Origin of the sequence: Nocardia bhagyanarayanae (genome assembly GCF_006716565.1) — a bacterium.
GTDB classification, from domain to species: domain Bacteria; phylum Actinomycetota; class Actinomycetes; order Mycobacteriales; family Mycobacteriaceae; genus Nocardia; species Nocardia bhagyanarayanae.
Genome location: NZ_VFPG01000001.1, coordinates 3,480,573 through 3,500,226, shown reverse-complemented (window position 1 = coordinate 3,500,226; position 19,654 = coordinate 3,480,573). Strand labels below are relative to the sequence as shown.

At 69.6% G+C, this 19,654-nt stretch carries 16 protein-coding genes; 7 read left to right on the top strand and 9 right to left on the bottom strand.

Annotated elements, in window-relative coordinates; all coding sequences use genetic code 11:
• Positions 1–90 precede the first annotated feature (90 nt).
• Entirely contained in the window at positions 91–2,358 is a 2,268-nt protein-coding gene (gene metE / locus FB390_RS14775) for a 5-methyltetrahydropteroyltriglutamate--homocysteine S-methyltransferase (RefSeq protein WP_141809470.1), read from the top strand.
• 367 nt (positions 2,359–2,725) lie between these two features.
• On the opposite strand, the gene FB390_RS14770 is transcribed toward metE, so the two are convergent.
• The gene (locus FB390_RS14770; RefSeq protein ID WP_141809469.1) at positions 2,726–3,103 is read right to left on the bottom strand and encodes a nuclear transport factor 2 family protein; all 378 of its coding nucleotides are present in this window, start codon (positions 3,101–3,103) and stop codon (positions 2,726–2,728) included.
• 73 nt (positions 3,104–3,176) lie between these two features.
• A complete protein-coding gene (locus FB390_RS14765) occupies positions 3,177–3,752 on the bottom strand; it encodes a hypothetical protein (RefSeq protein ID WP_141809468.1) in 576 nt (191 codons plus the stop codon).
• Positions 3,753–4,118: 366 nt separating this feature from the next.
• On the opposite strand from FB390_RS14765, the gene FB390_RS14760 reads away from it, so the two are divergent.
• Positions 4,119–4,820 carry a TetR/AcrR family transcriptional regulator gene (locus FB390_RS14760; protein WP_141809467.1) on the top strand — a complete coding sequence of 234 codons (702 nt, stop codon included), beginning with the start codon at positions 4,119–4,121 and terminating at the stop codon, positions 4,818–4,820.
• Here the strand turns inward: FB390_RS14760 and FB390_RS14755 are convergent.
• The 3 genes from FB390_RS14755 to prpD are packed head-to-tail and all read right to left on the bottom strand — an operon-like array spanning position 4,817 to position 8,406.
• On the bottom strand, positions 4,817–5,956 hold the full coding sequence (locus FB390_RS14755) for a bifunctional 2-methylcitrate synthase/citrate synthase (protein WP_141809466.1): 1,140 nt from the start codon (positions 5,954–5,956) through the stop codon (positions 4,817–4,819). The genes FB390_RS14760 and FB390_RS14755 overlap by 4 nt on opposite strands.
• 3 nt (positions 5,957–5,959) lie before the next feature.
• Positions 5,960–6,883, bottom strand: coding sequence for a methylisocitrate lyase (prpB, locus tag FB390_RS14750; protein ID WP_141809465.1), 924 nt, complete (start codon positions 6,881–6,883; stop codon positions 5,960–5,962).
• Positions 6,883–8,406, bottom strand: a complete 1,524-nt coding sequence (gene prpD, locus FB390_RS14745) for a 2-methylcitrate dehydratase PrpD (RefSeq protein ID WP_141809464.1) — start codon at positions 8,404–8,406, stop codon at positions 6,883–6,885. Before prpD ends, prpB begins: the two co-directional genes overlap by 1 nt.
• Before the next feature lie 158 nt (positions 8,407–8,564).
• Here prpD and FB390_RS14740 point away from each other — a divergent pair, with 158 nt between their 5' ends.
• Positions 8,565–9,986 (top strand): short-chain fatty acyl-CoA regulator family protein, encoded by a 1,422-nt coding sequence (locus tag FB390_RS14740; RefSeq protein ID WP_185757034.1) that lies wholly within the window; start codon positions 8,565–8,567, stop codon positions 9,984–9,986.
• Between the two features lie 3 nt (positions 9,987–9,989).
• On the opposite strand, the gene sigJ is transcribed toward FB390_RS14740, so the two are convergent.
• Complete coding sequence (gene sigJ / locus FB390_RS14735; protein WP_141809463.1) at positions 9,990–10,904, bottom strand: RNA polymerase sigma factor SigJ; 915 nt, start codon at positions 10,902–10,904, stop codon at positions 9,990–9,992.
• A 182-nt stretch (positions 10,905–11,086) separates the two neighbouring features.
• Between sigJ and FB390_RS14730 the strand changes: the two genes are divergently transcribed.
• Positions 11,087–12,556, top strand: coding sequence for an MFS transporter (locus FB390_RS14730; protein ID WP_141809462.1), 1,470 nt, complete (start codon positions 11,087–11,089; stop codon positions 12,554–12,556).
• A 48-nt stretch (positions 12,557–12,604) separates the two neighbouring features.
• Here FB390_RS14730 and recG read toward each other — a convergent pair whose 3' ends face one another.
• Together recG and FB390_RS14720 are read right to left on the bottom strand one after the other, a co-directional pair.
• A complete protein-coding gene (recG, locus tag FB390_RS14725; RefSeq protein WP_141809461.1) occupies positions 12,605–14,881 on the bottom strand; it encodes an ATP-dependent DNA helicase RecG in 2,277 nt (758 codons plus the stop codon).
• 25 nt (positions 14,882–14,906) lie between these two features.
• Positions 14,907–16,754: a DAK2 domain-containing protein gene (locus FB390_RS14720; protein WP_141809460.1), complete on the bottom strand. Its 1,848-nt coding sequence runs from the start codon at positions 16,752–16,754 to the stop codon at positions 14,907–14,909.
• A 277-nt stretch (positions 16,755–17,031) separates the two neighbouring features.
• Here FB390_RS14720 and rpmB point away from each other — a divergent pair, with 277 nt between their 5' ends.
• The 3 genes from rpmB (at position 17,032) to FB390_RS14705 (ending at position 18,695) form a co-directional block, all read left to right on the top strand.
• The gene (gene rpmB, locus FB390_RS14715) at positions 17,032–17,223 is read left to right on the top strand and encodes a 50S ribosomal protein L28 (protein WP_011210730.1); all 192 of its coding nucleotides are present in this window, start codon (positions 17,032–17,034) and stop codon (positions 17,221–17,223) included.
• 109 nt (positions 17,224–17,332) lie between these two features.
• Positions 17,333–17,857, top strand: a complete 525-nt coding sequence (locus tag FB390_RS14710; RefSeq protein WP_246124026.1) for a GNAT family N-acetyltransferase — start codon at positions 17,333–17,335, stop codon at positions 17,855–17,857.
• Positions 17,858–17,906: 49 nt separating this feature from the next.
• Positions 17,907–18,695, top strand: a complete 789-nt coding sequence (locus FB390_RS14705; protein ID WP_141809459.1) for an enoyl-CoA hydratase/isomerase family protein — start codon at positions 17,907–17,909, stop codon at positions 18,693–18,695.
• 1 nt (position 18,696) lies between these two features.
• Here the strand turns inward: FB390_RS14705 and FB390_RS14700 are convergent, their stop codons facing one another.
• Entirely contained in the window at positions 18,697–19,536 is an 840-nt protein-coding gene (locus tag FB390_RS14700) for an alpha/beta fold hydrolase (protein ID WP_425465865.1), read from the bottom strand.
• Between the last annotated feature and the right edge of the window lie 118 nt (positions 19,537–19,654).

Genomic DNA, 19,654 nt, shown 5'->3' with positions numbered 1-19,654 from the left:
CCGTGTCTCTTCGGTTGCCCGACGACGTCCGCTGGTCGCCGCGTGCTCGCACGGCGATGGCTCACGTCCTGAAAAGCACTGGAGCACACCGTGACTGTTTCCGAACGCACACCATTCACCGCGACGGTTCTCGGGCTACCGCGCGTGGGGCCGCGGCGCGAGCTGAAGCGCGCCACCGAGTCGTATTGGGCCGGACGCATCGACGCCGAGCAGCTGCACGCGATTGCCCGCGACCTGCGGCGAACCCAGCTGACCGAGCTGCGAGCGGCCGGGCTGGACTCGATCCCGGTCGGCACCTTCTCCTACTACGACCAGGTGCTCGACACCGCCGTGCTGCTCGGCGCGCTGCCCGAGCGGGTGGCCGGGATCGCCGATCCGCTCGACCGGTACTTCGCTGCCGCGCGCGGCACCGACACGGTGGAACCGCTGGAGATGACCAAGTGGTTCGACACCAACTACCACTACCTCGTCCCCGAGATCGGTCCGGAGACGACGTTCGCGCTGCACCCGGACAAGCTGCTCGCCGAATTGAGCGAGGCGATCGAGCTCGGCGTGCCCGCACGGCCGGTGGTGATCGGGCCGGTCACCTTCCTGAAGCTGGCCAAGGCCACCGGGGGCGCGGCGCTGGACCGGCTCGGCGAGCTGGTCCCGCTCTACCGCGAACTGCTGCGGCAGCTGGCCGCCGCGGGCGCGGCCTGGGTGCAGATCGATGAGCCGGTGCTGGTCACCGATCTCACCGAGGACGAGATCGAGCTGGTGCGCAGCGCCTACGCCGAGCTGGCCGAGGCGAGCGAGCAGCCCGCGATCCTGGTCGCCACCTACTTCGGCACGCCGGGTGACGCGCTGCCCGCGCTCGCGAGCACCGCCGTCGAGGGCATCGCGCTGGACTTCGCCGCGGCGCCGGACCTGTCCGCGGTGGTCTCGCTGCCGTCGCTGGCGGACAAGCTGCTGGTCGCGGGTGTGGTCGACGGACGGAACGTGTGGCGCACGGACCTGGACCGCGCGCTGACCACCCTCGGGACGCTGCTCGGCAGCGCGTCGTCGGTGGCGGTGTCGAGCTCCTGCTCGCTGTTGCACGTGCCGTACTCGCTGGCTTCCGAGACCGGACTCGATGAGCGGCTGCGTTCCTGGTTGGCCTTCGGCGCCGAGAAGGTGACCGAAGTGCGGCTGCTCGCAACGGCTTTGGCGCAGGGCACCGACGCCATCGCCGAGGAGCTGGCCGCCGCGCGTGCGGCCGCGGAGTCCCGCACCACCGACCCGCGACTGTCCGACGAGCGGGTTCGGGCGCGGCTCGGCTCGCTCGGTCCGGACGCCACCCGGCGCGCGCCCGCCGACGAGCGCCGCGCGCTGCAGGCGCAACGGCTCGAGCTGCCCGCGCTGCCGACCACCACGATCGGCTCCTACCCGCAGACCTCGGCGATCCGGCTGGCCAGGGCGGCGCTGCGCAAGGGTGAGATCGACCAGGCCGAGTACGTGCGCAGGATGCGCGCCGAGATCGCCGACGTCGTCGCTTTGCAGGAGAAGCTGGGCCTGGACGTGCTCGTGCACGGCGAGCCGGAGCGCAACGACATGGTGCAGTACTTCGCCGAGCAGCTCGACGGTTTCGCGGCCACCGAGAACGGCTGGGTGCAGTCCTACGGCACCCGCTGCGTGCGGCCGCCGATCCTGTTCGGCGACGTCACCCGCCGCGCGCCGATGACCGTCGAGTGGATCACCTACGCCCAGTCCCTGACCGACAAGCCGGTCAAGGGCATGCTGACCGGCCCGGTCACCATCCTCGCCTGGTCGTTCGTGCGCGACGACCAGCCGCTCGCCGACTCGGCGCGCCAAGTCGCGCTGGCGATCCGGGACGAGACCGTGGATCTGCAAGCTGCGGGCATCCGCATCATCCAGGTCGACGAACCCGCGCTGCGCGAACTGCTCCCGCTGCGCGCCGCCGACCAGCCCGCCTACCTGGACTGGTCGGTGGGCGCGTTCCGCCTGGCGACCTCCGGCGTCTCCGACGCCACCCAGATCCACACCCACCTGTGCTACTCGGAGTTCGGTGAGGTCATCGACGCGATCGCGGGCCTGGACGCCGACGTGACCTCCATCGAGGCGGCCCGCTCCCGCATGGAGGTGCTCGACGACCTCAACGCCGCGGGCTTCTCCCTCGGCGTCGGTCCGGGCGTCTACGACATCCACTCCCCGCGCGTGCCCAGCGTCGAGGAGATCACCACCGCCCTCCGCGCCGCCCTGAAAGCCGTTCCCGCCGAACGGCTCTGGGTCAACCCGGACTGCGGACTGAAGACCCGCGGCCCGGTCGAAGTGGAAGCCTCGTTGCGCAACATGGTCGCGGCCGCCAAAGCGGTGCGCTGAAACTACGGCCGGGCCGCGCTCCCCGCGCGGCCCGGCCGCTGCGCTCTGTTCCCGCGTCAGAGGACGTACCCTCGCCCGCCCTCCGGCGCCTCAGCCAGATGCCATCTCACTCCCCCTCCGGCGGACGCCCCTGCTGCTGCCGCCGCCTCCGCGACGTGTAGCTCTCGCAAGCCTCCCCCGCCTGCCGCACCGGACGCATCCGAGGCTTCGGACTCACTCCCTGCCGCCACGACGGCACACACCTCGACCGTTCCATGCGCTACCCCTCCTCACACGTCGACAAAAATTTCTCCCCTGCTGTCTTTGTTCGACGCGCGCCGAGCCCATCCGGTTCCCGATCCAGGGCGGTGTGTGGTGACGGCTCGGCTCAACCCGGCAGACCGAAGGCGCGGTTGATGGCGGCCATGTCGAAGTAGTCGCGCCAGGCGGTGATGGCGCCGTCGTGCACTTCGAAGACGCCCATGACAGGGAGTGGGGTGTCGCGGCCGTTGCCGCGCAAGGTGTCGGTGCGTTCGTTCATGACGATGTTGCCGGCGGTCACCTGGTGGTGAATGTCGAAATCGATGGCGTCGAAAGTGGTGAGGAAGCCGGCGATGAAATCGCGGATGGCGGTGCGGCCGACGATCGGTTCCATCGGAATGTTGTGGTAGACCGCGTCTTCGCCGAAATACGAGCTGATCCGGTCGGGATCCGGATCGGACCAGCTCCGACACATCGCACGGACGAGTTCGTCAGGTCCTGTCATCGGCGCGCTCGCTTTCCAGGGGACATCGGCTCGCACCGATTCAACCAAACAATTGCTTGGTCGAACAAGGGCTCTAGTCTCCCTCGGTTCCTTCGGCGAGAGCGCCGTCATTTTCGAGAGCGGCGTCATTTTGTCGGGTATGTCGGATACCTCGCCATCCCAGGGGGAGTTGGACGCGGCCGGCTCGGATATCGGTGATGAGTTGGGCGTAGCCGTCGCGGACCTCGCCGAGATGGACCCATGCGGAGTGCCGGAGCTCCGCGCAGTCGGCGTGCAGCACCGTCCACCACGCCTCGGCGTAGGACTTCGCGACATGACTGATCACCTCGCCGAAGGTGTGCGTGTGGCGGCGGGCGCACCGGCTGTGGCGGACGTAGAAGGCCGCCCAAGAGTTGATCTTGTCGACGACCTTCGCGATTTCCGCGTGGAGGGCCGCCTCGGTGAGGTCGGATGGACGCCGTGGGTTCAAAGCCGTCGAGATCAGGGCGGCGTGCAGATCGCCAAGTTCCCTCGCCCACGAGATCAGCGGCAACGGATCGGCGAGACGACCACCGATCGCGGCCAAGAGCTGATCCGGCGACAGCAGAGATCCCGCATCGGTCGCCGGATCCTCCGGTGTCGCCGCGACCTCCGCATCCATGACGCTCACGCGTCCTTCACCGCGGACCGACGGTTCGGACAGATCAGATGGTCCGGCCATGCCGGGGACTTCGCCAGCGTTGCCTGCTGGGGCTCGCGGGCCGGGTGGCGATGGACGGTGACCATCTCGCAGCGAGGGCTCATCGCGCGGTGTGACCACAGGTTACGACTGGTGACGACGACGCGGTCGTCTCCTTGGCTGGTTATGCGCATGGTTTGTTGCTCGAGGTAGATCAATGATTGATGCGGCGAGTACATCCGCTGTGACTCGGCGCATAATGCTAATGCTGACTGCGCACTCAGTCAACGCCGGGGTCGAGCAGTCACCTGGGCGCTAGAGTGTGCGGGAAAATTTGGACCAGGAGGGGTGGTATCGGTGGGTAGGCGTGCGGCCGAGCCGGGCAGGTCAGGTGCGATTCTCGATATCTTCACGCGCCATGTTGCCGAGAAGGGCTACGACGGGACCAGCTTCAGTGGGGTCGCGAGTGAATTGGGCGTCTCGCAGGGCTTGATCGTGCACCACTACGGCACCAAGGCGCGGCTGCTGGAAGCCCTGCATATTTCCTATATGCGGCAGCGTATCGAGGAAGCCGAACGCATCGTGGCCGAGTTTCCGACGCCTACCGAACGGATGGCCGCGCTGCTGTACGCGTCCATGCTCTATCAAGTGCACGATCGAAATCGGACTGTCGCTTTCCAGCGCGAGGTCGCGCGGTTCGCCCAGCAGGAGGAGACTTCCGAGGGGCGTCAGCTGCGACGGCATTACCTGGGAATCATGCGCGACGTGCTCGAGTCGGGCGTCGTTTCGGGTGAGTTCCGGCCTGTCGACGAGAGTATCCGGACCCTGCTCATCTTCGGCTCGGCGCAGTGGGCGTGGACGTGGTTCGAACCGGAAGGGCGTCGCTCTGCCGAGCAAGTCGGTGCTGAACTGGTAGACCACACTCTCGGCTCACTGCTGATAGACCGGACGCCGTTGCCACGGCTCAGCGATCCCGAGGGCCCGCTTGTCGCCGCGGTGATCAAGATCATCACCGCTGGCGAAGGGGCGCCGAAAGAACTACCGGACACCCGCGCCTAGCGGCGTCCCACCCCGCCCGCGACGAGCAGGTCGCGCTGGGCCACGCCCGTGTACTCCGACAGCGGCCGGATGAGCGCGTTGCCCGCCGACTGCTCGGCGATGTGCGCGGTCCAGCCGGTGATGCGGCTGAGCACGAAGAGAGGCGTGAACATCTCGATGTCGAAGCCCATCAGGTAGTAGGCGGGGCCGGCCGGGAAATCGAGGTTCGGGCGGATGCCGGTGACTTCGGCCATGGCACGCTCCAGCGCGTCGTACATCCGCAGCCAGCGCGCACCGCCGGTCACCGCGGCCACGTCGTCCAGCGCCGCCTTCATGGTGGGCACCCGGGAGTCGCCGTTCTTGTAGACGCGGTGCCCGAAGCCCATCACCTTCTGCTCGGCGGCGAGCTTGCCGCGCAACCAGCCCGCAGCGCGCTCCGGCTCGCCGATCTCCAGCATCGCGTGCATCACGGCTTCGTTGGCGCCGCCGTGCAGCGGGCCCTTGAGCGCGCCGATGGCGGCGGTGACCGCGCTGTAGAGATCGGAGCGGGTGGAGGTGACGACGCGGGCGGCGAAGGTGGAGGCGTTGAAACCGTGTTCGGCGTACAAGATCAGCGACGTCTCGAAGGCGCGGACGATCCGCTGGTCCGGCACCTCGCCGAAGCACATGCGCAGGAAGTTCTCCGCGAAACCCAGGTGCGAGTCCGGCGCGATGGGATCGAGTCCGCGGCGGCGGCGCATGTCGGCGGCGACCACCGTCGGCAGCACGGCGGTCAGCCGTAATGCCCTGGCCAGCAAGTCTTTCGGCGCGGCGATGCCGTCCGGATCGATGCCCGCGTCCTCCGCGCCGAGGTAGCTCACCACCGTGCGGACCACGTCCATCGGGTGGCAACTCTCGGGCATCTTCTCGATCAGCGACAGGATCGACCGGTCGATCCGCCGCTGCGCGCGCTCCCGCCGGCACAGCAACTGGAGCTGGGCGACGTCGGGAAGTTCGCCGTACCAGAGCAGGTACGCGACCTCCTCGAAACTACAGTGCGCCGCCAGATCCTGGACCGCGTAACCGCGGTAGGTCAGCGAATTTGTCTCGGGCACGACCTTGGAGACGGCGGTGGTGTCGACCACCACTCCGGCCAGGCCCTTTCTGATCTCGGTCATGGTTCACTCGCTCAGCGTGAAGGTGAATATTCCGGAGTCGAAGTCGTCGTAGCGCTGGTATTCGAGCAGCTCGTAGAGGCGGGCGCGGTGCTGCATGCGGTCGAGCAGGCCGGATTGCGTTCCGGCCGAGGCGATCTCGGCCAGCCCCTGTTCGACCGCGTGCATCGCCAGCCGCAGCGTGGTCACCGGGTAGATCACCGCGTTGTAGCCGAGTTCCTCCAGCGCCTGTGCCGAGAGCAGTTCGGACTTGCCGAACTCCGTCATGTTGGCCAGCAGCGGAACATCCACTGCCGCACGGAACTCGGCGAACTCGGTCGCGTCGGCCAGCGCCTCGGTGAAGATCAGGTCCGCGCCCGCGTCGGCGTAGGCCTTGGCGCGGTCGATGGCCGCGGCCAAACCCTCGGTGCCACGCGCGTCGGTCCTGGCGCAGATCACGAAGCCGGGATCGCGGCGTGCCGAAATGGCGGCGCGCAGCCTGCGCACCATGTCGTCCACTGGCACAACGGCTTTGCCGTCCAGGTGACCGCAGCGCTTGGGGTTCACCTGGTCCTCGATATGGCAGCCCGCGAGGCCCGCGTCCTCGAGCACGGTCACCGTGCGCGCGGCGTTCATCGGCTCGCCGAAACCGGTGTCGGCGTCGATGAGCACGGGCAGGTCGGTCACCCTGGCGATCTGCCGACCCCGCTCGACCACCTCGGTAAGCGTGGTCAAACCGATGTCGGGCAGCGCCATTTCGGCCGAAACCACCGCGCCGGAGACATACACGCCCTCGAAGCCGAGCCGCTGGATCAACGTGGCCACCAGCGGATTGAACGCGCCGGGCAGGCGCTGGATGCGACCGGAGTTCAGTCCCGCGCGGAAGGCCGCCCGCTTGTCGGCGGCGGTGGTGGTGGCGGCCATCAGGCCGGAACGGAGTTGGTCGGGCATCAGAAGATCCCCTCACGAACCTCCGGTGCCCGGCCGAGGACCTCGGGCGCCACGGTGAACGTCAGCTGATCGAGTTCGCCCGCACCGAGTTTCGCGGTGCGTTGCGCCGCATCGAGAAAACGGTCCTGCTCCGCAGGATCTACTACCCCGTCGGTCAGCGTCCGAAACTTCTCGATGTACTGGTCGCGGGCGAACGGGCGCGCGCCGAGGGGGTGGGCGTCGGCCACGGCCAGCTCGTCGACGATGGTCTCGCCGCTCTGCAACGTCACCACCGCACGCGCGCCGAACGCCTTCTCGTTCGGGTCGGTGGAGTGGTAGCGGCGGGTCCATTCCGGATCCTCGACCGTGGAGATCTTGTGCCACAGCTCGACGGTGTCCGGCCGCCGCGCGCGCTCCGGCGTGTAGGAGCGCTCGTGGTGCCAGCCGCCGTCCTGCAGCGCCACCGCGAAGATATAAGGAACGGAGTGGTCCAGGGTCTCCCGGCTGGCGTGCGGATCGAACTTCTGCGGGTCGCCGGAACCGGTGCCGATCACCACGTGGGTGTGGTGGCTGGTGTGCAGCACGATGGACGCGACCCGGTCGAGATCACCGATGCGCGAGCGCATCCGGCGGGCCAGGTCGATGGGTGCCTGGCTCTGATATTCGGCCGAGTGCTCCTTGGTGTAGCTGTCCAGGATCGCCCGCTTGGCCTCGCCGGGCGCGGGCAGCGGCACGCGGTACTCGACGTCCGGGCCGCCGAGCAGCCACGCGATGACGCCGTCGGCGCCCTCCCAGATCGGCGCGGGCGCGCCTTCGCCGCGCATCGCCCGGTCCACCGCCTCCACCGCCATCTTGCCCGCGAACGCCGGGGCGTAGGCCTTCCAACTGGAGATCTCACCTTTGCGCGACTGCCTGGTCGCGGTGGTGGTGTGCAGCGCCTGGCCGATGGCCTGGTAGATGGTCTCGGTGTCCAAGCCGAGCAGCGTGCCGATGCCCGCGGCGGCCGAGGGGCCCAGATGCGCGACGTGATCGATCTTGTGCTCGTGCAGGCAGATTCCGCGCACCAGGTCGATCTGGATCTCGTAGCCGGTGGCCAGGCCGCGGATCAGCTCGGCGCCGGTGCGCCGGGTGTGCTGGGCGACGGCGAGGATCGGCGGGATGTTGTCGCCGGGATGCGAGTACTCCGCGGCGAGGAAAGTGTCGTGGAAGTCCAGTTCCCGCACCGCGACCCCGTTGGCCCACGCCGCCCACTCCGGCGAAACCCGGGTCTGCGTCGACAACCCGAACACCGTGGCACCCGACCGCCCTTCACGCGGCCGATACGGCTGTGCCGTCGCCTGGATACGCGCGCTGGTCACCGGACGGCGCAGCACCGAGGCCGCGGCGACGGCCGCGTTGTCGATGATCCGGTTCACGATCATCTCGGCCACCTCGTCGGTCACCTCGACCGGATCCGCGGCGATCTCCGCGATTTTCGCGGCGAGATGTTCGCTGCGCGGAAACGCCTCGTCGGCGGCGCGAGCGCGTACTATATGGGTCTTCATGCATCCTCCGGGTTCCAGACGGCTACCGGCCCAAGGGCCTCTCTTCGCACGCTACGCAGCGAACGCGAATGCAAAAACCCCTTGCATATGCCGATTTCTGTGCGCGAGAAGTAGCGATTCTGCGATGTTTGCGAAGACGAAGCCGTTAGGATTCGCCCGTGCGCAAGATGTATGCGGGCGCCCGGCTGCGGCGACTGCGCGAGGAACGGCGGATGACGCAGGCGGCACTGGCGAAATCCCTCGATCTCTCGCCCAGTTATCTCAATCAGCTGGAACGCGACCAGCGACCGCTCACCATTCCGGTGCTGTTGAAGCTCAACTCCACCTTCGACCTGGATGTGCAGTTCTTCGCCGCCGACTCCGACGCTCGCCTGGTCTCCGACCTGCACGAGGTGCTCGTCGACGCGGCGGGCGGCGACAGCGCCCCGCTGACCGAGGTCGAGGAGCTGGCCACCCGCCAGCCGGAGGTGGCCCGCATCCTGGTCGCCATGCACCGGCGGTTACGCGCCGCCACCGATCAACTCGATCTGCTCTCCTCCCGGGTGGCCGCGCCCACCGGCGGGCCGGGCGTACCGATGCCCTACGAGGACGTCCGCGACTTCTTCTACGACCACCACAACCACATCCCGCGCCTGGACCACCTCGCCGAACAACTCTTCGAGGAGTGCGGTCTCACCATCGGCTCGCTGGACCGGCAGCTCGCCAGGATCGCCGAGGAACGGGCGGGGGTGACCGTTCTGGTGCGCGGCGACGGCGCCGACCCGTCGATCCCCAAGCGCCACTACGACCCCGAGAGCCGGACCCTGACCCTGGCCCGCAGGCTGCGCCCCGGGCAGCGCGCCTTCCAGATCGCGACCACGCTCGGCTTCCTGCTCTTCGGCGCCGAGCTCGACGCGGTACTCAACGAAACCCCTTCGCTCACCGGCGAATCCCGCGCGCTCGCCCGGATAGGCCTGGCCAACTACTTCGCGGGCGCGCTGATCCTGCCCTACGGCCGGTTCCTGCGCTCGGCCGAGGAACTGCGCTACGACATCGACCTGCTGAGTCTGCGCTTCGAGGTCGGCTTCGAGACCATCTGCCACCGCCTGAGCACGCTGCAACGGCAGGGCCAGCGCGGCGTTCCGTTCTTCCTCGTCCGCACCGACCGCGCGGGCAACATCTCGAAACGCCAGTCCGCCACGGCTTTTCACTTCTCCCGCGTCGGCGGCAGTTGCCCGCTGTGGGTGGTACACGAGGCGTTCGCCCACCCGGGCCGCATCCTCACCCAGATCTCCGCCATGCCGGACGGCAGGCGCTACCTGTGGATCGCCCGGACGGCGTTCATCGCGCCGCACGGATTCGGCACGGCGACGAAGAACTTCGCGATCGGTCTCGGCTGCGACATCGAATACGCCGACCGCCTGGTGTATTCGACCGGACTCCACCTGGACGACCCGGGCGCGGCCGTGCCGATCGGCGCGGGATGCAAGGTGTGCGAGCGGCCCGCCTGCCCGCAGCGGGCGTTCCCGCAGATCGGCAGCCCGCTGGCGGTGTCGGAGAACACCAGCACCGATCTGCCGTATCCGCGGATGCTGCGCTGACCCTCACCCGCGCAGGTGGGTCAGCTTCTCCGGATTGCGAATCGCGTAGACCGTGCGCACCTTTCCGGTGTCGGCGTCGACGTCCAAGAGCAGGACGGCGGCCGGCGCACCGCCGGAACAGACGACCGCGGACGGCTCGCCGTTGGTCCACCCGTACCGGATCGTCATGTCGGGAACGGAAGACAGCACCATACGGCTGGTGAGGAGGCGCGCGACCTTGTCCGGTCCGTGCACGGGCCGCAGCGCCGCACGGAGCAGGCCGCCGCCGTCGGACAGGAACGTGACATCCGGCGCGAGCAGTTCCAGCAGACCCGTCACGTCCCCGCTGAGCTGAGCGGCGAGGAAGCGCTCGGTCACCGCCCGCTGGGTCCGCGCGTCGGCCTGGTAGCGCGGGCGCTTGGCCCGCACGTGGTCCCTGGCCCGGTGCGCGAGCTGGCGGATCGCCGGGGTCGCCCTGCCGAGCATCGCGCCGATCTCGGCGTGCGGATAGCCGAACACCTCGTGCAGCACGAACACCGCGCGCTCCAGCGGAGTGAGCGTCTCCAGAACGACGAGCATCGCCAGCGACACCGACTCACCCCGCAACGCGATCTCGGCGGCGTCCGCGCTGTCCCTGACCTCCGGGGTGTCGGCGACCAGCGGCTCGGGCAGCCAGGGGCCGACGTAGGTCTCGCGCCGACGGGCCAGCGTCTCCCGGCGCGAGAGCGCGTTGTTCACCGCGATGCGCACCAGGTACGCGCGCGGGCTGGTGATCTCGTCGAGCTCGGAGCGGTGGCGCGATACCCAGGCCAGCCAGGTGTCCTGCAGGACGTCCTCGGTGTCGGTGACGGTGCCCAGCATGCTGTACACGATCGAGAAGAGCAGTTCGCGATGCTCGGCGAAGACTTCCGTCGCCTGTTCTTCCATGGTCTCGATCATCGTTCCTCCTGTGCCGGAAAGCTCGCGCGGCTGTCCTGTCCCGAGAGTGTTTCGAGGCGCGGAACGTGACATCGCGGCCGCGGACTGTGATCTGACTCTCGCGACGTCACCTCCCCTCGGCGCCGCCGCTCTTGGTTGGCGACAGGACGAAAACCGTCCGGACTCGCAGAGAAGGACCCCCAGTGCGATCACCGACCGAAACACCTTCGTATCTGGCGACCCGCCGCGGCAAGCTCACGCTCGCGCTGCTGTGCACGGTCGCGTTCCTCGACTTCGTCGACGGCTCGATCGTCAACGTCGCGCTGCCGACCATTCAGCGCGAGCTCGGCATGGACGTGTCGACGCTGCAATGGGTCACCAGCGGCTACCTGCTGACCTACGGCGGGCTGATGCTGCTCGGCGGCCGCCTCGCCGATCTGCTCGGCCGTCGCCGCGTGCTCGTGGCGGGCACGCTGCTCATCGCCGTCGCCTCCGCGGTCGGCGGACTCGCCGACGACAGCGGGCTGCTGATCGGCGCGCGGCTGGCCCAGGGCGTCGGCGCGGCGCTGATGCTGCCCGCCGCGCTGTCCATCCTCACCACGACCTTCCGCGAGGGCTCCGACCGCACGACGGCGCTGAGCGTGTGGGGCGGGGCGGCGGGCCTGGCGTCGGCGGCGGGCGTCTTCCTCGGTGGCGTGCTCGCCGAAGGCCCCGGCTGGCGCTGGGTGTTCTACGTCAACACCCCGGTCTGCCTGCTGGTGCTCGCGGCCATCCCGGCGCTCGTCCCCAACGATCGGCGCAACGAGATCCGTGGCGGCTTCGACCTTTTCGGCACCGCGCTGGGCACCGGCGGCCTGATGCTGCTGGTGTACGGCCTGGTGAAGGCGCCGGACCACGGCTGGGGCGACGCGACGACGCTGGCGCTGCTCGGCGGCGCGGCGGCGCTGCTCATCGCCTTCGTGGTCAACGAGCACCGCTCGGCCGATCCGCTGGTGCCCCTGTCGATCTTCCGCATCCGCGGTCTGGCCGCGGCGAACCTGACCCACCTGACCGTCGCGGCGGGCATGCTCGCCATGTTCTTCTTCGTGACGCTGTACATGCAGTCGGTGCTCGGCTACGGCGAATTCACCGCGGGCGTGGCGTATCTGCCGGTCAGCCTGACCATCGGTGTGGCGGCGGGCCTCTCGGCGAAGCTGTTCGCCAGGGTGGGCACCCGGCCGGTCATCGTGGGCGGCGCGGCGATCACCGGGCTCGGCATCGTGTGGCTGTCGTTCATTCCGACCGACGGGTCCTATCTGGCGCACCTGCTGCCCGGCATGCTGGTCATGTCGATCGGCGCGGGCGCGGTGTTCGTCGCGAACACCACCGCCGCCAACGCGGGTGTGCCCGCCGAGCAAGCCGGACTCGCCGCCGCCCTGCTCAACACGGCCCAGCAGATCGGCGGCGCGCTCGGCATCGCCGTACTGACCGCGATCGCCACCTCCCGCACCACCTCGCGATTGGCGGCGGGCGAGCCGCAACTGGACGCGATGACCGACGGATTCCAGCGCGCGCTGCTGGTCGGCGGCCTGATCGCGATCGCCGCGGCGATCATCGGGCTGTGGACCGCGGACTCGCGCGGCGAGAACGACACCGACGGGGCCGAGGACCAGCCGAAAGTATTTGCGGCATAACACCATCGAAGCGAGGAACGGACCAGCGCGGTCCGTCCCTCGTTCGCGTCAAGACTTGGCCAGATACTCCAGCCGCTCACCGTCGACGGCGGCGTGCATCATGCCCGCCAAGCCCGGGTGCTCGCGGAGACCGGGATCGGCCTCGACCAGTTGCCTGGCCAAATCCTGTGCCGCGGTGATGACTTCGAGATCGTCGAGCAGGGAGAGCAGCTTGAGCGAACTTGCCGTGCCGGATTGGGCCGCGCCGAGCACGTCGCCCTCGCGGCGCTGGCGCAGATCGAGCACGGCGAGTTCGAAACCGTCGGTCGTGGCGGCCACCGCCTCCAGCCGGGTCATTGCCGAACCGCCGGGCGCGGCGTCGGTGACGAGCAGGCACAGGCCCGGGTGCTTGCCGCGACCGATCCGCCCGCGCAGCTGGTGCAGCTGGCTGACGCCGAACCGGTCGGCGTCCACGATCACCATCACCGTCGCGTTCGGCACGTCGACGCCGACCTCGACGACCGTCGTGCACACCAGCACATCGATCTCCGCGTCGTTGAAGGCGCGCATGACCTGGTCCTTCTCGTCCGAGGGCAGCCTGCCGTGCAGCAGGCCGACCCGGATGCCCGCCATCGGACCGGCGCGCAGCATGTCGAAGACGTCGACGACGGCCTGGGTCGTCGGTCCCTCCTTCTCCTCGGCCGCCTTCCCGCGACCGCGGCCCTTGCCGGAGCCGCCGTTCTCCTCGTCGTCGCCGATGCGCGAGCACACCACGTACGCTTGGCGGCCCTCTTTCACCTCTTCGAGAATGCGTTCCCAGGCCCGGTCGACCCAGTTCGGATGCAGTTTGCGCGGAACGACTTTCGAGGTGATGGGCGAGCGGCCGCGGGGCAGCTCGGTGAGGGTGGAGGTCTCCAGATCGCCGAGGGTGGTCATGGCGATGGTGCGCGGAATCGGGGTCGCGGTCATCACGAGCAGGTGCGGGCTGGACCCGGCTTTCGCCTTGGCGCGCAACGCGTCCCGCTGTTCGACGCCGAAGCGGTGCTGTTCGTCGACCACCACCATGCCGAGATCGAAGAACTCGACGTTGTCCTGGATCAGCGCGTGCGTGCCGATCACGATGCCCGCCTCGCCCGTGACGGCCTCGAGCAGCGCGGACTTCTTCGCCGCGGCCGACATCGAGCCGGTCACCAGCACCACCCGGGTGGACTGCTCCGCCGCGCCGAGCTCACCCGCGGCGCCCAGCTCACCCAGCATCCCGCGCAGCGACCGATAGTGCTGGGCGGCAAGGACTTCCGTCGGCGCGAGCAGCGCGCACTGCTGACCGGCGTCGACCACCTGGAGCATGGCGTGCAGCGCGACGATCGTCTTGCCCGAGCCGACCTCGCCTTGCAGCAGCCGGTGCATCGGCTGAGTGCGGCCGAGGTCGGCGGAGATCTCCGAGATCACCTGCCGCTGACCGGCGGTGAGCTCGAAGGGCAGTTGCCGGTCGAAGGCCGCGGCGATGCCGTCGGTGCGCGGCGGGCAGGGCCGCGCGACCCGGCCGGCGACCTCGTGGCGCCGCTCGGCGAGCACGAGTTGCAGCGCCAGCGCCTCGTCGAAGCGCAGCCGGTCCTTGGCGCGGTCGATATCGGCTTTGCGCTCCGGCAGATGGATCAGCCGCAGCGCGTCGGAGACCGGCATGAGGGCGCGGTCCTCGCGGATGTCCTCCGGCAGCGGATCGTCGATCGGGTCGAGCTGTTCGAGCACTTGGCGCACGCAAGCGAGCAGGTCCCAGCTCTGCACCTTCGCGGTGGCCGGGTACACCGGGATGAACTCGCGCTCCATGAACGAGACATCCACTCCCCCGGCGCCTTTCGCGCTCTGCGCCAGACCGCGCAGATCGCCGCCGCCGCGCACCTTGGTGAAGGTGCCGACCGAATCGTCCTCGGTCTCGGGCAGGATCAGGTAGCCGGGATGGCTGAGGTTCCAGCTGCCGGGGCGCCAGTAGCTCACCGTGCCCGACATCATCGCCCGAAGTCCTTCTTTGACAACGTATTTCACCTTGTCGCCGTTGAAGAACGTGACGTCGACCGGGCGTCCCGACCCGGTGTCGAGCAAGACCTTGAGCAGCGACCCGCGCCGGTTTCGCATCGGCTTGAGCTCGGTCTTGGTGATCCGGCCGATGACGGTGATGTGCGAACCGTCCTCGGGCGCTTCCTCGGTGAGCGGCTGGCCCTGGGTGGCGTAGCGCAACGGGTAGTGCCGCAACAGGTCCTCGACGGTGTGCATGTCGAAGGCGTCGGACAGCGAATCCGCGGCCTTCGCACCCAGGATGTGGTCCAGCCGATCGCTCAGTGTCGCCATGTCTCCACCCTCGTGCTACGTTCGCTCATTCCACCCCGATCTGCGCCAGATCCCCTTGCTGGCCACCGGAATACACCGCGACCTCGACGCCGGGGAAGCCTCGTGCGATGTGCGCGCTCAACTCCTCGGCCAGCCCGGCGGGCGCGTCCACGCCCATCAGCAGGGTGACCAATTCGCCGCCGAGGCCGAGCATCCGGTCCAGCAGTGTCAGCGCCGCGCCGCGCACGTCGCTGTCGATCACCACCACGTCGTGGCCGACCAGGCCGAGCCCGTCGCCCGGCTCGCAGGTGCCGACCATGGTCAGCGCGCGCTCGGTGGCCGCGCGCAGCGAACCCCACCGGGTGGCCGCGGCCGCCTCCGACATCGCGAACGCGTCGTCCACGGCGATCCGGCCGCGATCGTGCACCGCCAGCGCCGCCAGGCCCTGCACCATGGAACCGCTCGGCAGCAGCAGTACGTCGCGGTGCGCGTCGCGCGCGGCGACACCGACGGCGACCAGTTCGTGCGCGGGCAGCGCGCCGTTGGGTAGGACCAGCACCTCGCGGTGCGGCATCCGCCGGATCGCGGTGAGCAGCGCGGCCGAGGTCACCGGGTGCGCGTCGAGCACCACCGCGCCAGCGGCCTCGAACAGCGCCGCGGCGCCGGATCCAGCGGCGACGGCGAGCACACCGCGATCGGCCGGGCCCCGATCGGCGTGACTGTCGCCGCTCCGGGACCGATCAGCGCGGGGCCGATCGATGTGGCTCTCGCCGGTCCAGGACCGATCGGCGCGCGTCCGACCGGCGTGGTTCTCATCGGACCGGAACCGATCGGCGCACGCCCGATCGGCGTGGTTCTCATCGGATCCATCGGCGCTGGCTCGATCGGCGTGGTTCTCATCGGACCGCGGCGCTTCGAGGTGATCGCGGCCGATGGGTGCCGTGATGGCGAAGCTTTCGATGCGGATATCGCGCACGACCCCCGCCGCGAGTCCGGCTTCCACGGCCGCGCCCGCGTCGGCGCAGTGCACGTGCGCGGACCAATTTCCACTGCCGTCGCCCACCACGACCACGGAATCACCGAGTTCGGCGAGGCGCTCGCGCAGGCGGGTAACGCGCGCCAGGTCGGTGTCGGTGAGCAGGTACATGACCTCGAAGTGCGCGCCGTCGACCTCCGTGGCATCGTCCGAACCGCCTGCCGCCGTGGCGAATTCACCCGGCAAGTAGTCGGGTCTGGTCGGCGTGTCGCCGAGGGTGACGGCGACCAGCGCGTCCAGCAGCACCACCAACCCGCGCGCCCCCGCGTCCACCACACCGGCCGCCCGTAGCACGCCGAGCTGGGATGGGGTGTCGCCGAGCGCCTTGGCCGCGCCGTCGGCGGCCGCGACGGCGACCTCGGCGAGCGTGTCCTCGGGGCAGTTCACCGCGCAGTCGGCGGCGCACTCCAGCACGGTGAGCAGGGTGCCTTCGACCGGGTCGCTCAACGATTCGCGGACAAGCGCGGCGGCGCGGCGCAGGGCGGAACGCAGCGTCGCGGCGGTGAGCGGCCCGTCCGTCGTCGCTTCCGCGATGCCGCGCAGCACCTGCGAGAGGAGAATGCCGCTGTTCCCCCGCGCGCCCACGGTGGCGCCGCGCGCCAAGGCGGCGGCGACCCGGTTCGCGCTCGTTTCGTCCGGCGCCGCGTCGGCGGCTCGGACCGCCGCGCGCATGGTGGCGAGCAGGTTGGTCCCGGTGTCGGCGTCGGCGATGGGGAAGACATTGAGCGCGTTGATCTCCGCGCGTCGCTCTTCGAGACCGTCCAGACAGAGGCGGCTCCAGTCCCGCAGCGCCGCGCCGTCGATCTCCTCCCGCTGCCCCGGCACCGTCACCTCGCTCCCTTCGCACCGCCCGCACATCACCGCCGTCCGCCAGGTTAGCTGGCGATACCGACAGCGGCCGCGTGACACCGAATCGGTATGCTGTCGGGGTGTTCGACGGCCGGGACGGCCCGTCCGACCGGGTCCCGGTTTGGCGGATCGGTGCGGCATTGGCTACCCTTGCTGGGTTGCTCGTGCGGCCTGAAGCTGGCCTGCGCTGGTCGACGTCAGTCGGCAGGGCACATCACGACATTGTTTCCGGACATGCCGCATCGTTGTGCGGCGGTCCCCACATGACATGAAGGAGTTCGCGACTATGGCTGCCGTCTGCGACGTCTGCGCCAAGGGCCCCGGCTTCGGGAAGTCGGTCTCGCACTCGCACCGGCGCACCAACCGTCGCTGGAACCCGAACATCCAGACCGTGCGCGCGCAGGTTGCCCCGGGCAACACCCGCCGCATGAACGTGTGCACCTCCTGCCTGAAGGCGGGCAAGGTCGTTCGCGGCTGATTCGGCCGCCGGTCGATCAGCACCAAGACATACGCCCCGGCGCCCGACAAGGGTGTGCCGGGGCGTCGTCGTCGGTAGGCGTTCCGAGATTACGATCCGGAGGCAGCGCATGGCCGAGCTGAGCACGCGAGCGTGGCGGATCACGCCACTCGCCGCCGAACATGTCCGCGGCCTGGCCGAATGCCATATCGCCTGCTGGCGTGAGGCCTACCGCGGCCTGGTTCCCGATCACGTCCTCGACGCCTTCGACGTGGACCGGCGGGCCGAAGCTTTCGAGCGTGTCCGCATCGCGCATCCCGACCGCACGCACGTGGCCGTCGTCGGGAGTCTCGTCGTCGGTTTCGCACATGCGGGCCCGCCACGCGACCGGGTGCCCGTCGCGCCGCTCGAACTCGACGCCCTGTACGTGCGCGCCGACTGGTACGGCACAGGCCTGGCTCGCGAACTGCTCGACACCGCCGTCGCGCCCGAGCTGTCGTGCTCGCTGTGGGTGTTCGAGGACAACCCGCGCGCCCAGGCCTTCTACCGCAAGCACGGTTTCGCGCCGGAGGGCGCGCGCAAGGTCGAGGACTTCACCATCGCCATGCAGCTGCGGATGGTGCGACCGGCGCGCGCGACCGAAACCACCCGGTAGCGGGAACGAGCGTCGAGGCCGGACCCGAGCAAACGATAGGGTTCCCCTCATGACCTCCACCGCGCAGACCGAGTACGTCACGACCACCGACGGCGTCCTCCAGATCACGATCGCCACCGCCGCCAACGGCACCTCGATGGATTTCGCCGGAATCACCGCGGGCACCGCGGCGCTGACCGACCTCGGCCCGGAGATCGGCGCGGTCGTACTCATCGGATCGGGCGCGAACTTCTGCGCGGGCGGCAATGTGCGCGGCTTCGCCGCCGCCGAGGACCGCGCCGCCCACATCCACGGCTTGGCGACGGATCTGCACGCGTTCGTGCGCGCGCTCGACAAGACCCGCGTTCCAGTACTCGCCGCGGTACAGGGCTGGGCGGCGGGCGCGGGCATGAGCCTGGTCTGCGCCGCCGACATCGCCCTCGGCGGTCCGTCCACCAAGCTCCGCCCCGCCTATCCGGGCATCGGCCTGAGCCCCGACGGCGGCATGTCGTGGACGCTGCCGCGCATCGTCGGCGCAGGGCGCGCCGCCGAGATCCTGCTCACCGACGCCGTCCTGGACGCGGACGAGGCCGTGCGGCTCGGCATCCTCAGCCGCCTGGTGGCCGACGCCGACGTGCGGGCCGAGACGATCGCGCTCGCACAGGAACTGGCGCGCGGGCCGCGCTCCACCTACGCCAGCATCAAATCGCTGCTGGCACATTCGAATTCAGCATCGCTGAGCGAACAGCTGGACTTGGAGCGCGATTTCATCGCCGCGGCGGCGAACAGCCGTACCGGCAGGGAAGGCGTGGACGCGTTCGTCGCGAAGCGCAAGCCCGACTACCGCAACCCGGCCTGACCTACTTCAGGTTCTCCACCACGAACTTCGCGACCGCGTCGGTGAACGAGTCGTTGTCGTCACCGGCCGCGGTGTGGGCCGCACCGCCGATCTCGACGATCTCGGCGTGCGGCACCAGCGCCTGGAACGCCGCCGCGCCCTCGGCGCTGACGACGTCGGACTGCATGCCGCGCACCAGCAGCACCGGAATGCGCAAGGCGCTCGCCGCGGCTTCCATCTGCTCGATCATCGCGCTCGGATCCTCGACGCGGTCGCGCAGCATGTCCGGGTCCCAGTGCCAGTACCAGCGGCCGTCACGCTGGCGCAGATTGCGCCGCAGGCCGTCGGTGTTCGCCGGCCGCGGCCGGTGCGGCAGGTACTCGGCGACCGCGTCGGCGACTTGGTCGAGAGTGTCGAAACCGTCGCGGTGCTTGCTGAGGAAGTCGATGACCCTGGCGACACCCTCGGGCTCGGGCCGGGTGACGATGTCGACGAGGACCAGAGCGCGGATCGACGCACCGCCCGGCGTCGCCGTGGTCAGCAGGCCGGTGATGCCGCCCATGCTCGCGCCGACCACGACCGCGCCACCGCCCGGCGCGCTCGCGGCGTCCAGCTGTTCCAGCACGAGCGTCAGGTCCGCGACCATCGTCTCGCGCGTGTAATCGCGGTCCGGCGACCACTGGCTGTCACCGTGGCCGCGCGCGTCCAGGGTGACCACTCGCATCCCGGCCGCGGCCAGCTTCGCGCCGGTCTGCTTCCACGAGTGCCTGGTCTGTCCGCCGCCGTGCAGAAAGACGACGAGCGGGCCGTCGACCGGGCCGAACTGGTCGGCAGCGAGCTCGAGCCCACCCGAACCGCGCAACCGCAGCCGGGTGGGCGTACCTCCGCCTCCGCTGCGGCCATGCGCGGAGCTATCGACAGACTGCGTCTGGCTGCGCGGAGTAGGCTCGACAAGATTGTTCGCATTACTCACGATCTGA